Here is a 16,112-nt window from a genome sequence, read left to right on the forward strand (position 1 = left end):
CAGTGGAAGGACGACCATGAGCGCTCCCACCCAGGACGCCACCGGCACGGCCCAGCCGACCGGTGAGAAGCAGACCGACGACGAGATCATCGCCTCGATCGGTGCCTACGGCTACGGCTGGCACGACAGCGACGCCGCCGGCGAGGCCGCGCAGCGCGGCCTGTCCGAGGACGTCGTGCGCAACATCTCGGCGCTGAAGAACGAGCCCGAGTGGATGCTCAAGACGCGGCTCAAGGCCCTGCGCCTCTTCGACAAGAAGCCCATGCCGAGCTGGGGCTCCGACCTCACGGGCATCGACTTCGACAACATCAAGTACTTCGTGCGCTCCACGGAGAAGCAGGCCGCCTCGTGGGACGACCTGCCGGAGGACATCAAGGAGACGTACGACAAGCTCGGCATCCCCGAGGCGGAGAAGCAGCGCCTCGTCGCGGGCGTCGCCGCGCAGTACGAGTCCGAGGTGGTCTACCACCAGATCAACGAGGAGCTGGAGCGCCAGGGCGTCATCTTCCTCGACACGGACACCGCGCTGCGCGAGCACCCGGAGCTCTTCCAGGAGTACTTCGGCACCGTCATCCCGTCGGGCGACAACAAGTTCGCGGCGCTCAACTCGGCCGTGTGGTCGGGCGGGTCGTTCGTCTACGTGCCGCCGGGCGTGCACGTCGAGATCCCGCTGCAGGCCTACTTCCGCATCAACACGGAGAACATGGGCCAGTTCGAGCGGACGCTGATCATCGCGGACGAGGGCTCGTACGTGCACTACGTCGAGGGTTGCACCGCGCCGATCTACTCGTCCGACTCGCTGCACTCGGCGGTCGTCGAGATCATCGTCAAGAAGAACGCCCGCGTCCGGTACACGACCATCCAGAACTGGTCGAACAACGTCTACAACCTCGTGACCAAGCGGGCGACCGCGGCCGAGGGCGCGACGATGGAGTGGGTCGACGGCAACATCGGCTCCAAGGTCACCATGAAGTACCCGGCGATCTACCTGCTCGGCGAGCACGCGCGCGGCGAGACGCTCTCGATCGCGTTCGCGGGCGAGGGCCAGCACCAGGACGCCGGGGCCAAGATGGTCCACGCGGCGCCGCACACGTCGTCGTCCATCGTGTCGAAGTCGGTGGCGCGCGGCGGTGGCCGCACGTCCTACCGCGGCCTCGTCCAGGTCCTCGAGGGCGCCTCGCACTCGGCCTCGACCGTGCTGTGCGACGCGCTGCTCGTCGACCAGATCTCCCGGTCCGACACCTACCCGTACGTCGACGTCCGCGAGGACGACGTGTCCATGGGGCACGAGGCGACGGTCTCGCGGGTGAGCGAGGACCAGCTGTTCTACCTCATGTCCCGAGGCATGGAGGAGACCGAGGCGATGGCCATGATCGTGCGCGGGTTCGTCGAGCCCATCGCGCGCGAGCTGCCCATGGAGTACGCGCTCGAGCTCAACCGCCTCATCGAGCTGCAGATGGAAGGGTCCGTCGGCTGATATGACCACCACCACCATTCCCGAAGAGGCCGGCCTGACCACCGACCACTCGCGCGCGCAGGCCGACGGGGCGCACTCCCACGGCGTCGTGCCGCAGGGCTCGCGCGCCGAGCGGCTGACGTCGTTCGACCTCGCCGACATCCCCGTGCCCTCCGGGCGCGAGGAGGAGTGGCGCTTCTCGCCCGTCGCGCGCCTCGCGCCGCTGTTCGACGACAAGCTCGTCGGGCAGAGCGGCGGCGGTGACGTGCGCGTCACGGTCGTCGAGGCCCCCGAGGTCGAGGTCGCGATCGTCGGTCGCGACGACGAGCGGCTCGGCACCGCCGGCAAGCCCGGCGACCGCACCGCCGTGACGTCGTGGAACGCGTTCGAGCAGTCGACGGTCGTCACCGTGCCGAAGGAGGCCGTCGCCTCCGACGTCACGTCCGTGCGCGTCGAGGGCCACGGCTCCACGCCGACCGCGAGCCACGTGCTCGTGCGCGCCGAGCGCCACTCGGAGGCCGTCGTCGTGCTCGACCACGTCGGGACCGCGACGCTCAACGAGACGGTCGAGATCGTGGTCGAGGACGGTGCGCACCTCACCGTCGTCTCGGTCCAGGACTGGGCCGACGGCGCCGTGCACGCGTCGTCGCACCGTGCCCGCATCGGGCGCGACGCGCGGCTCAAGCACGTGGTCGTGACGCTCGGCGGCGACGTCGTGCGCATCACCCCGGACGCGACGTTCACGGCCGAGGGCGGCGACGTCGAGATGGTCGGCCTCTACTTCGCGGACGCGGACCAGCACCAGGAGCACCGCCTGTTCGTCGACCACGCCGTGCCGCGCTGCAAGTCGCGCGTGACGTACAAGGGCGCGCTGCAGGGCGAGGGCGCGCACGCGGTGTGGGTCGGGGACGTGCTGATCCAGGCCGAGGCCGAGGGCACCGACACGTACGAGCTCAACCGCAACCTCGTCCTCACGGACGGCGCGCGCGCGGACTCGGTGCCGAACCTCGAGATCGAGACGGGCGAGATCGAGGGCGCGGGTCACGCGTCCGCGACCGGCCGGTTCGACGACGAGCAGCTCTTCTACCTGCAGGCCCGCGGCATCCCGGAGGTCGAGGCGCGCCGCCTCGTCGTCCGCGGCTTCTTCGCGGAGCTCATCCAGGAGATCGGCGTCGCGTCGGTCGAGGAGCGCCTGCTCGAGGCGATCGAGCGCGAGCTGAGCAAGTCCATGTCGATCATCGACGGGAGCGCCGAGCTCGCCGAGGCGACGGCGTGACCGCACAGCCCGCCTGCACGACGTCCGACCTCGGCCCGGAGGAGGCGCTCCGCGTCGAGCTCCCGGCCGAGGACGGGCGCGTCGTCGAGGTCGCGGTCATCCGTGACGGCGACGGCGACTGGCACGCGATCTCGGACATCTGCTCCCACGGGGCGGTGTCCCTGTCGGACGGCGAGGTCGAGGGCTGCTTCGTCGAGTGCTGGCTGCACGGCTCGCAGTTCGACGTGCGGACCGGCATGCCGACCGCGCTGCCCGCGATGCGGCCCGTGCCCGTGTACCCGGTGACGGTCGACGGCGAGCAGGTGCTCGTCGACGTCGACCGCGTCGTCGCTCCCACCTGACCCAGATCCTGAACTGGCGCGCCGAGCGCGCCCCACGGCTCACCAGAACCTCTTGGAGAAGAACCACATGTCCACTCTCGAGATCCGCGACCTGCACGTCAGCGTCGACACCAAGGAAGGGCCGAAGCCGATCCTGCGCGGCGTCGACCTGACGATCGCCAGCGGCGAGGTCCACGCCATCATGGGCCCGAACGGCTCGGGCAAGTCCACGCTCGCCTACTCGATCGCCGGCCACCCCAAGTACCAGGTCACCGGCGGCACCGTGACGCTCGACGGCGAGGACGTCCTCGCGATGAGCGTCGACGAGCGCGCCCGCGCGGGCCTCTTCCTCGCCATGCAGTACCCGGTCGAGGTCCCCGGCGTCTCCGTGTCGAACTTCCTGCGCACTGCGAAGACGGCCATCGACGGCGAGGCCCCCGCGCTGCGCCACTGGGTCAAGGACGTCAAGGGTGCCATGGAGCGCCTGCGCATGGACGACTCCTTCGCCGAGCGCTCGGTCAACGAGGGCTTCTCGGGTGGCGAGAAGAAGCGCCACGAGATCCTCCAGATGGAGCTCCTCAAGCCGAAGTTCGCCGTCCTCGACGAGACCGACTCGGGCCTCGACGTCGACGCGCTGCGCATCGTCTCCGAGGGCGTCAACCGCGTCCACGGCGCGACCGACGCAGGCATCCTGCTCATCACGCACTACACGCGCATCCTGCGCTACATCAAGCCGGACTTCGTCCACGTCTTCGTCGACGGCAAGGTCGCCGAGGAGGGTGGCCCGGAGCTGGCCGACCGCCTGGAGGAGGAGGGCTACGACCGCTACCTCTCCGGCGCCGTCGAGTCCGCCTCGGCCGCCTCGGCCTGAGCGGTCGCACCACGTTCGAGGAGACGACCATGACGACCACCGCGCACCCCGCAGGGCACGCAGGACAGCACGCCGGTCCGCCGGCGCGCCTGACCGACGTCGAGCTCGCCGCCGTGCGGGCCGACTTCCCGCTGCTCGAGCGCACCGTGCGCGGTGGTCGTCCGCTCGTCTACCTCGACTCCGCGGCGACGTCGCAGAAGCCGCAGGTCGTCCTCGACACCGAGGTCGACTTCTACGAGGAGCGCAACGCGGCCGTGCACCGCGGCGCGCACCAGCTCGCCGAGGAGGCGACCGAGGCGTTCGAGGACGCCCGCGCGGACGTCGCGGCGTTCGTCGGGGCGCGCCCGGGCGAGATCGTCTGGACGTCTGGCGCGACGGCCGCGATCAACCTCGTCGCGTACGGGATCTCGAACGCGACGCTCGGCCGCGGGGGAGAGGCGGCCCGCCGCTTCGCGCTCGCGCCCGGCGACGAGATCGTCGTCACCGAGGCCGAGCACCACGCGAACATCGTCCCGTGGCAGGAGCTCGCGGCCCGCACGGGCGCCGTCCTGCGCTGGTTCGAGGTGGACGACGACGGGCGCGTGCGCGTCGAGGACGCCGCGACGGTCATCACGGAGCGCACGCGGATCGTCGCGTTCGCGCACGTGTCGAACGTGACGGGCGCGGTCACGCCCGTCGAGCCGATCGTGGCCCGGGCGCGCGAGGTCGGCGCGCTCACCGTGCTCGACGCGTGCCAGTCCGTGCCGCACCTGCCGGTCGACCTGCCCGCGCTCGGCATCGACTTCGCCGCGTTCTCGGCGCACAAGATGCTCGGGCCCACGGGGGCGGGCGTGCTGTACGGGCGGCGCGAGCTGCTCGAGGCGCTGCCGCCCGTCACGACCGGAGGGTCGATGATCGAGGTCGTCACGATGACCGAGTCGTCGTACATGGCGCCCCCGCAGCGGTTCGAGGCGGGCACGCAGCCCGTCGCGCAGGTCGTGGGGTTCGGCGCCGCGGCGAAGTACCTGCACGAGCTCGGCATGGACGGCGTCGCGGCGCACGAGCACGAGCTCGCCGCGGAGCTGCTGCGCATCGGGGAGATCCCCGGGGTGCGCATCATCGGCCCGCGCGAGCCCGAGGACCGGCTCGCCGTCGTGTCGTTCGTCGTGGACGGCGTGCACGCGCACGACGTCGGCCAGGTGCTCGACGACGCGGGCATCGCCGTGCGCGTCGGTCACCACTGCGCCCAGCCCCTGCACCGCCGGTTCGGAGTCGCCGCGACCGCGCGCGCGTCCGCGTCGGTGTACACCACGCGCGAGGACGTCGACGCGTTCCGGGAAGCATTGGCCGGGGTCCGGGCGTTCTTCTCGGTGGACTGAGAGAGGACCCGATGAGCTCGATCGAGCAGATGTACCAGCAGGTCATCCTCGACCACGCCAAGACCCCGCACGGCCGGGGCCTGGTCGAGGTGGCGGACGGCGCGGCGAGCGGCCAGTCGCACCAGGTGAACCCCACGTGCGGCGACGAGGTGACGCTGCGCGTCGAGCTCGCCGGCGACACGATCGACCGCGTGAGCTGGGAGGGGCAGGGTTGCAGCATCTCGCAGGCGTCCCTGTCCGTGCTCACCGACCTCGTGTCCGGCCGGCCCGTGACCGAGGCCGAGCACCTCGGCGAGGTCTTCCGCGAGCTCATGGGCTCGCGCGGCAAGGGCCTCGACGAGGCCGCGGAGGACGAGCTCGGCGACGCCACCGTGTTCACGGGCGTGTCGCGCTACCCTGCGCGTATCAAGTGCGCCCTGCTCGGCTGGGCCGCGCTGCGCGACTCGCTCGTCACCTCGGGCGCCCTGAGCGCCGTGGGCGACGCATCAACGGCAGCAGCTTCCGACGCGGCGCTCGCCGCGCGGGGAACGACGGAGGAGAACCGATGACCACCGAGACCGGCGCGCCCGCCGAGGGCGTCACGCCCAGCCCGCCGAACGTCGCCGACGTCGAGGAGGCCATGCGCGACGTCATCGACCCCGAGCTCGGCATCAACGTCGTCGACCTCGGCCTCGTCTACGGCATCCAGATCGACCAGAACAACCACGCCGTCATCGACATGACGCTCACGTCGGCGGCGTGCCCGCTGACCGACGTCATCGAGGACCAGTCCGCGCAGGCGCTCGAGGGCCTCGTCGACGGCTTCCGCGTCAACTGGGTCTGGATGCCGCCGTGGGGTCCGGAGAAGATCACGGCCGACGGCAAGGAGCAGCTCCGCGCGCTGGGGTTCAACGTCTGAGCGTAGGCCTGGCGCTTCGCTAGAATCTGGGTCTTGACGTGCGCTTATGGGCACGTGGACCAGCCGCACATGTGCGCGTGCCTACGACCCAGATGGAGTCTGACCGATGACGGCGCTGACGAACGTTGCTCCGCACCTGCCGAAGCCTGGCGACATCGTCGAGGTGCGAGGCGCCCACTGGGCGGTGGCGGAGGTATTCGAGCAGGGCCTTCCGCGTAGCAGCGCGGACGATGGCGCGCCCGAGCTCAACCATGTCGTGTCCCTCCAGTCTCTGGCTGAGGACCGGATGGGCGAGGAGCTCAACGTCATCTGGGAGCTGGAGGTTGGCCACTCCGTCGCCCCGGACCAGGGCCTGCCCGAGACGATCACTTCCGAGGGGTTCGACGACCCAAACCGGCTTGCGGCGTTCGTCGATGCTGTGCGCTGGGGTGCGGTGACGTCTGCGAACGAGGGCGCCTTCCAGGCTCCTTTCCGTTCCGGCGCAAACGTCGAGGCCTATCAGCTTGAACCGTTGCGTCGTGCCCTGCAGGCGCCGCGTACGAACCTGCTGCTGGCCGACGACGTCGGCCTGGGCAAGACGATCGAGGCCGGCCTGGTGGTCCAGGAGCTCCTGCTGCGACACCGAGCCCGGTCGGTGGTGATCGTGTGCCCGCCGAGCCTGGCGCTGAAGTGGCAGGACGAGATGCGTGAGAAGTTCGGCCTGGACTTCGTGATCGTGAACTCGGACCTGATGGCCGAGGTACGCCGAAGCCACGGGCTGAATGCGAACCCGTTCCGCCTTTTTCCGCGGGTGATCGTGTCGATGGCGTGGCTGCCGGGCCTGCGCGCCCAGCGCCTGCTGCGTGACGTGTACTCCGAGGTCGGCAAGGCGAACTCGGCCCGCACCTACGCCTTCGACGTCCTCATCGTCGACGAGGCCCACCACGTCGCCCCGTCCAGCCCGACGGCGGTCGGGGGAGCGCGCGGGTACGCGGTCGACTCCCAGCGCACGATCGCGGTGCGTGACATGGCCAGGGTCTGCGAGCACCGTCTGTTCCTGTCGGCGACCCCGCACAATGGGCACTCGGAGTCCTTCACCGCGCTGCTGGAGATGATCGACAACCGCCGCTTCTCCCGCGGTGCGACGGTTGACTCGACCGCGCTGAAGGAAGTCACCGTCCGGCGGCTCAAGCGTGACATCAAGGAGAAGGGCTTCAAGGCCCGCGAGCTGAAGACCATCACCTTCGCCCCGAGCGTGGACGAGCAGGCGGCGTTCGAGAAGCTCGACTCGATCCTGGAAGCCAGCGCCCGGGCCAACGGTCAGAAGCGAAGCGGCGACATCGTCTCGATGCTCTTGAAGAAGCGGTTCCTGTCCTCCCCGTACGCGTTCGGCTCGACCCTCGCCGGGTACCGGGACGCGACGACCGGGACTGCGCAGGAGTGGTACGACGAGGACGAGTACTACGCCGAGGTCCTCGGCTCGGACCAGTCCGACGAGGAGGAGGGCGCAAGCGAGCATCCCGAGTTCCATGCTCTGCGACAGTCCAAGGCGACAGACCCACTGGTGACCGCCACGAATGACGAGATCGAGCAGTTGGCCAGCTGGGGCCTGGGTTACCAGTCCAAGCCCGACTCGCGGCTCAAGGCGCTGGTCGAGTGGCTCAACGCGATCTGCAAGCCCGACGGCAAGAACTGGACGAACGAGCGTGTCGTGATCTTTACCGAGTACGCCGACACACTGCACTGGATCGTCGAGGTGCTGCGCAGCCGCGGCTACGACCCGACCCGCCTGGCCACGATCGAGGGTTCCTCTCCCTCCGAGGAGCGCGAGCTGACCCGTGCCCGGTTCAACGCCGACCCGTCCCGCGAGCCGATCCGTGTCCTTGTGGCCACTGACGCCGCGGGTGAGGGCATCGACTTGCAGGCCCACTGTCACCGGTTGGTCAACTTCGACGTGCCGTTCAACCCGTCGCGCCTGGAGCAGCGCATCGGCCGCATCGACCGCTACGGGCAGACGCAGACGCCGGCGATCTTCCAGTTCCTGCCCGACAAGACTTCGGGTACCTACGGGGCTGACATGGAGTTCATGCGCCGGATCGCCGAGAAGGTCGCCACGGTCGCTGACGACCTCGGGTCGGTGAACCCGGTAATCGACGCCGACATTCAGAACCACTTCGGGCGGGTCAAAGTCGCCACGCGCGCCCAGATCCTGAAGGACGAGGGCAACGCGATCATCAACAAGGCCCTCGCCGGCGACCAGGACCTCAACCGTGCACTGACCCAGCTCGCCAACACCTACGACGATCAGAAGGTGCGCATGCACCTGACCCCGGCCAACGCTCGCCGCGTCGTGGACACCGCGTTGACGTTGACCAACCAGCCGACCCTGATCGAGGAAGGCACGCAAGACGACGATGTCGAGGTGTTCCGCGTCCCGAGCCTCGCCCGGTCGTGGGATCCGGCCATCAAGGGTCTGGATACCCGCCTGAGGCCGGGCATCCACCGGCCTATCACGTTCGACGACGCGATCCCTGCCGGCGGGTTTGAGGACGTCGTGCACATCCACCTGGGCCACACGCTGATGCAGAAGGCATCGCGCATCCTGCGTTCGACCCTGTTCAGCGCCGAGTCGTCGGTCAACCGCGTCACCGCCGTCGTGGTCGATGGTCTGGAGGAGTCCTGCGTCGCGGCGATCTCTCGCCTCGTCCTGGTCGGTCGCGGCGGCCTGCGCCTCCACGAGGAAGTCTTCGTGACCGGCGTGCGGGTCAAGGGCCAGCGTCTGGCCGAGGCCAAGGCCGAGGCACTGCTGGAGCAGGCCCTGGACGATTCTGACCTCACGCTCGCCGATAAGCGCATCCGCGCCCGGCTGGCCGACGAGTGGAACGCCGACAACGGTCGCCTGCGATCAAGACTGGAGACCGAGATGCGCAATCGTGCCGCACGCCACCAGGAGTCGGTGACCGCTGACCTGGAGAAGCGTCGCGACGCCGACATCGACCGCGCCCGGGCGATCTTCGGCAACTTCCGCGGCAACCTCCAACAGTCACTAGCGGATCGGCGCGCCAAGCAAGAAGAGATCGAAGGCATGCTGTTCGACCTCGACGCCAACCAGGCGGCCCAGTACCGCCTGGACATCAGGTCGATGGAGAACCGGCTGGAGAACCTCGCGGCAGAAGAAGCACGAGAGGTCCAGGCGATCAAGGACCGCTACACCGACATCCGCCCGTTCGTGTCCGCCGCCGCAGTCGTGTTCGCCCTGACGCCGGCCGACGCCCAGGCAGGAGTGCTCGCATGATCTCCCGAAAACCGCGCCGCACCCGCGAGCACCGCGACTGGCTCGAGCTCATCGACCGGGAAGGCCCGTTCGTCGCGATCCCGGCGCTCAAGCGCGTCTACCTCCAGGGCATCCCGCAGCTGGGCGACAACGAGAAGGCAGCGCTACGCGACGCCAAGCCTGACTTCGACCGCGCCTGGGACGTCTGGAACAGGTCAACAGGCAGGCCCCAAGTCGATACCAGCGCCGTCGAGCAGTACCGCGGCGCACGAGACAAGTGGATCGACGCCGTGCTGCGCGACGCGGCCCGATGGAATGAGTTTCTCGGCTGGGACGACGGCACGTTCGCCAGCGGCAGGCCCAAAGCAACTTCCCCGAGCCGGGCCGTCACCGTTGAGGCCACCGGCGCATTCGCGCGCAACGGCGAGATCGCCGCGCTGGTCCTCGTGGTCGACCCCGTCGCATCGCTGCGCGACCCACTGACCGACGCGGTATGGACCGCCAGCCCGATCGACCGCATGGACGCGATCCTGCGCGCTTCTGGACGCAATATCGGCGTGGTCACCGACGGCCGCTGGTGGGCCATCGTCTCGGCGCAGGACGGCATCATGACCGCCTCCGGCGTTGTGGACTCCCAGACCTGGATCGAGGAAGCCGACGTCCGCGACGGGTTCCTCGAACTCCTCTCGCCGATGCGCCTCGCCGGCGGCAAGGAGACCGACCGCCTGCACGCGATGTTCCGCGAGTCAGTCACCGCAGCCGAGGACATCACCGTTGCGTTGGGCACCCAGGTCCGACGCGCAGTCGAGCTTCTTGTCACAGCGTTCTCCGAAAGAGCAGCCGAGGTCCGCGAGACTGGCAGCCCCGACCCGCTCCCTACCGACCGCGGCCTCGTCTATGAAGGTGCCGTCACGGCGATGATGCGCGTGGTGTTCCTACTGTTCGCCGAGGAACGCTCAATGATGCCGCAGTCAGCTCTGTTCACCGAGGGCTACGGCGTCTCCGGGCTGCTCGACACCCTCGACAAGCGCAAGCGAGACGAAGGCGCCGAAGCCCTCGACGGCACCCACTACACCTGGCACCGACTGCTGGCCACGTCTCAGGCTCTCTACCAGGGCGTGACCAGTGAAGACATGCGCCTGCCCGCCTACGGCGGATCCCTGTTCGACCCGGCCAGGTTTCCGTTCTTGACCGCGACCGACGATGGCGGCGCGCTCGCCGTCACCGTCTCCGACCGCGTCATGCTCGAAGTCTTGCGTGCCGTCCAGGAAGCCGTCATCGGCGGCGAACACCGGCGCGTGTCGTTCCGCGATGTCGACGTCGAGCAGATCGGCTACATCTACGAAGGCCTGCTCGGGTACACCGCTGCCGATGTCGACGAAATCGTCATCGGCCTGGTCGGCAAGGACGGCGAAGAACCCGAGATTCCGATGACCACGCTCGAAGACCTCGCCGACAAGGCCGCGGATTCCAAGAAGCTTGCCGACGCTGTTATCAAGTGGGTCAAGGACAACCAGCCCGCCGCTACCACTAAGACTGCCGCTGCGCTCAAGAAGCTCCTCGACAGCGAGGTTGAGGACGGCGAACGCGCCATGCTGTCCGTGACGCGCAACCCTCAGCTCATCGACCGGCTGCGCCCGTTCGTCGGGATCATCCGTCGTGACCTGCGCGAGCGGCCTGTCGTCATCCGCCCCGGCGGCCTCGCTGTCGTTGAAACCCCGTCACGAGCCAACTCCGGCGCGCACTACACTCCGAAGTCGCTCGCCCAAGAGGTCGTCCGGTACGCGCTCGAACCGCTCGTCTACCAACCCGGACCTCATCAGACCTCCGACGAGAGCCAATGGAAGCTCCTCGACTCCAACGAGATCCTCGACCTGAAGATCGCCGACATCGCCTGCGGGTCTGGCGCATTCCTCGTCGCCGCGGCCGAGTACCTCGCAGCCCACGTGCTGGAAGCCTGGCAAGCGGAAGGGGTGCGCGGGACCCCGCACGAGCTGGAGGTCAAGGCCAAGCGACAGGTCGTCGCCCAGTGCCTCTACGGGGCCGACATCAACGGCATGGCCGTCGAGATGTGCAAGCTCTCCCTCTGGCTCGTCTCTCTCGACCCCAACCTGCCGTTCTCGTTCGTTGACGACAAGGTCCTCCACGGCAACTCCCTGCTCGGCGTCACCGATATTAAGCAGCTCGAAACACTCCATATCGACCCCACCCAGGTCAAGAAGTCTGTCGTCGGGAACTACTCCGAGGGCACCCTCTTCGGTCAGGGGTCCGAAGCCCAGGGCATCGACATGCTCGACGTCCGCACCGTTATCCAGCGGGCTGTCAAGCTCCGCCAACGGCTCGCGAGCGAGGTCGACGACAACGACCCCGCGCGCTCGACCAACACCAAACGCCGTTTGTGGAACGAGTACCAGGAACTCGTCGCCCAGATCCTCGATGTCGCCGACGGCGTCATCGCCGCCGGTCTCCAGGAAGGCGGTAAGCCAGGCAAGAAGCTGAACGAGCGATACGAAGACCTGCGCATCGCTGTCGACACGGCGTTCGCTGCGAGCGGGCGAAGTGACCGGACAACCCTCGACAGCATCATCGAACGCGGGCTCACCCCGACCGTCGAGACCGATTACGAACGCTGGAGACCGCTCCACTGGGCGCTCGCCGTTCCCGATGTCCTGGAGCGCGGCGGCTTCGACGCCGTGATCGGGAACCCGCCGTTCCTCGGCGGCCAGAAACTCACCGGAGCCATGGGCACGGAGGTGCGTGACTGGTTCGTCAACGTGCTCGCGCAGGGAAGAAGAGGTAGCGCGGACCTTGTCGCCTACTTCTTCCTGCGTGCGACCTCGCTTCTGCAGACGAAGGGCTCCCTCGGCCTCATCGCAACGAACACCATCGGCCAGGGTGACACTCGCGAGGTCGGCCTGGACGCCATGGTTGCCGACGGTTTCACCATCACTCGGGCGATCCAGTCGAACTCGTGGAAGACCCCAGGGGCCAACCTCGAAGTTGCCGTGGTGTGGGGGACTCGAGTCCGGGTCCCTGACACCGTGCCTCGCATATCAGACGGCGTTCAAGTGCGACGAGTGAGCACTCTGCTCGAGCCCGCAGGCCGCATCGAAGTAAACCCTGAACGTCTCGAGGAGAACGCACGCATTGCGTTCCAGGGATGCATCGTCCTTGGCAAGGGATTTGTCCTCGAACCCGAGGAGGCGCAAGAGTGGATTGCCGCGGATCCACGCAACGCCGAGGTCCTCTTCCCATACCTGAACGGCGAAGACCTCAACTCTCGCTTTGACAGTTCTGCGTCACGCTGGGTAATCGATTTCAACGACTGGGCCGAAGCCAGGGCTGCCCAGTATCGCCTTCCTTTCGAGCGCGTATGCCAGCTCGTCAAGCCTGAACGCCAGCGCCGGAAGCCTGACGGGGCGTTTGCACTCCGCCGACCACTTCCCGACCGCTGGTGGCAGTACGCCGAGAAGCGCCCAGCGATGCGAATCGCGATTGGTGGCCTGTCCGAGGTGTTAGTCCTCGCACAGGTCAGCAACACTGCACAGCCAATATTCGTACCCAATCGCACGGTGCCAAGTCATAAGTTGGTTGTCTTTGCGTCGGAAAGCCGGTCGTTGCTCACGGCCTTAGCCTCGTCCGTTCACTATGTGTGGGCCCGCAAGTACTCAGGTGCGATGAAGAATGACTTGAGTTACTCCCCGTCGGACGTCTTCCTCACCTTCCCAAGGCCAGACCCCACCCTTCGCATGGAGACGATCGGCACCATACTCGAGGTGGAGCGGCGCGAAATCATGCTGCGACGACGCGTGGGCCTGACCAGACTGTACAATCTTGTCAATGATTCGGCCATCGTTGGAGACGGAGACGTGGATCGTCTTCGCGAGATTCACGTCGAGGTCGATGAAGCCGTAACCGAAGCCTACCGGTGGGATGATCTTGATCTAGGTCACGGGTTCCATACGTACCGCCAGACAGAGCGATGGACGGTTTCCCCTGCAGCAAGAGTCGAGATCGTCGACCGTCTACTTGAGGAGAACTCAGCCAGGGCAGCCGTTTCCGCGCGACGCGCCGACGAGTAGCGCCGTCGAACGTTTACACAGCCGTCGAGGCCGTGCGTTGCGGCCTCAGCCCTATGCCGTGCGCGCGACCATGGACCGGTGCTGGTTCTCCTCGAGGAGGCGGTCAAGGAGCTCGATCCGCGCTTCAGGGCTGACGGTCCATCGCTCCATCTTGCGATGGCTGTGGAAGCCGTGGCCCAAGTCAACATCATCCCAGCCAAATGCGCCGACGACGACCCTGTCCAGTTCGATGTGAGTTTGTCGCAGAAGTGCAATATCCTCATCCATCGATGGCGCCAAGGTCGCGTCATTAACCATGTTGTACACGCGGGTGAGGCCGAGCTTGCGTCGCAGCATTATCTCTCGCCGAACCTCGTCGAGCTGGCGCCCCAATTTTACCAGTTCATCAGTAGCTCGCGGCCTGGGGAAAGTGTCGAAGACGTCAGAGGGGGTATATCGCGGGTCGTTACGCATCCCCGACCCGTATGTGATCGCCCAAATTTGGTGCAAGCTCGATGACAAGACTGCTTGGTCGCCGAAATCTTCGGTCGCGAAGACAACGCAGGCTTCACTCGGAATCTGGCCCGTGTTCACGCGAAGGGGCATGACTGTTTTGCTGACACGAGCGATGACTAGCACCTCCGACAGTCCAGCGATTGCGCTGCGCATTGCCGGTCGGGTTCGGAGGAACTGCCACCAAGGCGACTCCCGCACTGCCTTGGGCTTGCTGTTCCGCTCAGACCGAACCCTTTCCTGAACTCGTTGAAAGGGTATCGCATAGCTAGCGGACTCTTGTTCCGTTCTTGTGTTGAAATCCACCACCCATCGCGCAGCGGACGCGTCAGGCCGAGAGTTGAGGTCTTCGCCGTTCAGGTATGGGAAGAGGACCTCGGCGTTGCGTGGATCCGCGGCAATCCACTCTTGCGCCTCCTCGGGCTTGACGACGAAGCCCATGCCTAGCACGTAGCACCCGATGAACGCGATTCCCGAGTTCTCAATCAAGCGCGCAGGGTGTCCCTCAACCCGCCCGGCGGGTTCGAGCAGGGTGCTGATTTGCCGCACCGGAACGTCGTCGGCCGTCCGCGGGACGTCGCGCGCGATTGAGCCGCGTGCGCCCCAGACGGCGGCGTACTCGAGATTCGCGCTGGCAGCGGGCCAGGGCCGGGACTGGATGGCCCTCGTGATGGTGAACCCCTCTTCGGTCATTGCGTCGAGTCCGACCTCGCGGGTGTCGCCTTGCGCGACAGTGTTGGTCGCGATGAGGCCGAGGGTGCCCTTCGTCTGCAGAAGCGAGGTAGCACACGTTGACTATGACTGCATGAACACCACCACCGAAGGCCGTCGCTGCGTGCTGTACGCCCGGCTCAGTGTCACCAAGGAAGAGTCCGTGTCGATCCAGCGGCAGCTCGACGCGGGGCGCAGGTATGCCGAGGCGCGAGGCTGGGAGATCGTCGGCACGTTTGTCGACGACGGTGTCTCTGCCACTGCCAACCGTCCGGAGGACCGCAAGGGCTGGGCGGCCTTGCTCACGGCTGACTACTTCGACGCGGTCGTAATCTGGAAGGTCGACCGGCTCGCACGGCGCGTCTTGGACTTCCTGCACGCCGACGAGATGCTCCAGCGGCGCGGGGCTGGACTTGTCGCGGTTGAGGATCCCATTGACATGACGAGCCCCCAAGGGCGGGCGTTTGCCGTGATGCTCGCCGTCTTCGGCGAGATGGAGGCCGAGTCCATCCGCTCACGGGTTCGTGCCGCGCGGGCACAGATCCTCAAGGCCGGGCGCTGGCCGGGCGGCGGAGTTCCGTACGGGTACGCTTCGGCACCCAACCCCGACGGCCCGGGCCGGGTGCTTGTCAAGGACGCCGAAAGGATCGTGTGGCTGACCGAGGCCGTGGCCCGCGCCATGCGCGGTGACGCCGTCAACGCCATTGCACGATGGTTGACTGACGACGGCGCACCCATGCCAGTTCGATCGACGACCAGTGGGGCAGGTGGGCGCCGCCCATGGAACCGGCAGACAGTCGACGGTCTGCTTCGCAATCCCGTTCTTGCCGGAATGACACCTCACAACCCCGGGAGGGGAAGGAGCGGCAACCGTGTCGACCCGCTGGCCGTCGTCCGAGACGACCGCGGCGACCCCGTCGTCAACGAGACGCTCGCGATCATCACCATCGAAGAGTTCGCGGGACTCCAGCGGATTCTCAACACCCGCGACGTGCCTCAGGCCCGCAAGCGGGGACAGCGGGAGTCGACGAGCCCACTGCTGTCCCGGGTCGTCGTCTGCGACGACTGCGATGTCTTCCTGTGCCGGGGCACCAACCAGAAGAAGCCTGTGCTGTGCTGCCCGAGGTGTCGCCAGACACTGAGCCGCTCGGCGTTCGACCCGTACCTGGTTCGCCGTCTGCTAGTCGAACGTGGAAGCCAGCCGCTGGGAGGCTCAACGGTCCGCGCCCAGTGGCACGCGGTGGGCGAGGACGATGAGGCCCGACGCGAGATCCTCTTGACCCAGATCGAGAGCCTGCGCGTGCGTCGTGGCGTCGTAGGGCGCTACTTCGACAAGGATCGCGTGCTCCTGCGTTGGAGGCCGCGGTCACCGAACTGACCTGGACACGACCGCGG

Annotated in this window: 11 protein-coding genes; 10 read left to right on the top strand and 1 reads right to left on the bottom strand. The window is 67.4% G+C overall.

What is annotated here, in order from left to right; translation table 11 throughout:
* The first annotated feature begins 16 nt into the window (after positions 1–16).
* The 9 genes from sufB (at position 17) to NHH00_RS00155 (ending at position 13,514) form a co-directional block, all read left to right on the top strand.
* Positions 17–1,477: a Fe-S cluster assembly protein SufB gene (sufB, locus tag NHH00_RS00115; RefSeq protein WP_047234318.1), complete on the top strand. Its 1,461-nt coding sequence runs from the start codon at positions 17–19 to the stop codon at positions 1,475–1,477.
* Position 1,478: 1 nt separating this feature from the next.
* Positions 1,479–2,732 (top strand): Fe-S cluster assembly protein SufD, encoded by a 1,254-nt coding sequence (sufD, locus tag NHH00_RS00120; protein WP_253049013.1) that lies wholly within the window; start codon positions 1,479–1,481, stop codon positions 2,730–2,732.
* A complete protein-coding gene (locus tag NHH00_RS00125) occupies positions 2,729–3,073 on the top strand; it encodes a non-heme iron oxygenase ferredoxin subunit (RefSeq protein WP_047234320.1) in 345 nt (114 codons plus the stop codon). Before sufD ends, NHH00_RS00125 begins: the two co-directional genes overlap by 4 nt.
* A 67-nt stretch (positions 3,074–3,140) precedes the next feature.
* Positions 3,141–3,923 (top strand): Fe-S cluster assembly ATPase SufC, encoded by a 783-nt coding sequence (gene sufC / locus NHH00_RS00130; RefSeq protein WP_253049016.1) that lies wholly within the window; start codon positions 3,141–3,143, stop codon positions 3,921–3,923.
* Positions 3,924–3,952: 29 nt separating this feature from the next.
* The gene (locus NHH00_RS00135) at positions 3,953–5,281 is read left to right on the top strand and encodes a cysteine desulfurase (protein WP_253049019.1); all 1,329 of its coding nucleotides are present in this window, start codon (positions 3,953–3,955) and stop codon (positions 5,279–5,281) included.
* A gap of 11 nt (positions 5,282–5,292) precedes the next feature.
* The gene (sufU, locus tag NHH00_RS00140) at positions 5,293–5,829 is read left to right on the top strand and encodes a Fe-S cluster assembly sulfur transfer protein SufU (protein WP_253049021.1); all 537 of its coding nucleotides are present in this window, start codon (positions 5,293–5,295) and stop codon (positions 5,827–5,829) included.
* Positions 5,826–6,179, top strand: a complete 354-nt coding sequence (locus NHH00_RS00145) for a metal-sulfur cluster assembly factor (protein ID WP_253049023.1) — start codon at positions 5,826–5,828, stop codon at positions 6,177–6,179. Before sufU ends, NHH00_RS00145 begins: the two co-directional genes overlap by 4 nt.
* Before the next feature lie 106 nt (positions 6,180–6,285).
* Complete coding sequence (drmD, locus tag NHH00_RS00150) at positions 6,286–9,453, top strand: DISARM system SNF2-like helicase DrmD (RefSeq protein ID WP_253049026.1); 3,168 nt, start codon at positions 6,286–6,288, stop codon at positions 9,451–9,453.
* Positions 9,450–13,514, top strand: coding sequence for an Eco57I restriction-modification methylase domain-containing protein (locus tag NHH00_RS00155; protein WP_253049032.1), 4,065 nt, complete (start codon positions 9,450–9,452; stop codon positions 13,512–13,514). The genes drmD and NHH00_RS00155 overlap by 4 nt, the downstream gene beginning before the upstream one ends.
* A 51-nt stretch (positions 13,515–13,565) precedes the next feature.
* Here NHH00_RS00155 and NHH00_RS00160 read toward each other — a convergent pair whose 3' ends face one another.
* Positions 13,566–14,699 carry a type IIL restriction-modification enzyme MmeI gene (locus NHH00_RS00160; RefSeq protein WP_253049033.1) on the bottom strand — a complete coding sequence of 378 codons (1,134 nt, stop codon included), beginning with the start codon at positions 14,697–14,699 and terminating at the stop codon, positions 13,566–13,568.
* Positions 14,700–14,811: 112 nt separating this feature from the next.
* Between NHH00_RS00160 and NHH00_RS00165 the strand changes: the two genes are divergently transcribed.
* A complete protein-coding gene (locus tag NHH00_RS00165; RefSeq protein ID WP_253049036.1) occupies positions 14,812–16,095 on the top strand; it encodes a recombinase family protein in 1,284 nt (427 codons plus the stop codon).
* The last annotated feature ends 17 nt before the right edge of the window (positions 16,096–16,112 follow it).

Source organism: Cellulosimicrobium cellulans (assembly GCF_024124905.1).
Taxonomy (GTDB): domain Bacteria; phylum Actinomycetota; class Actinomycetes; order Actinomycetales; family Cellulomonadaceae; genus Cellulosimicrobium; species Cellulosimicrobium cellulans_G.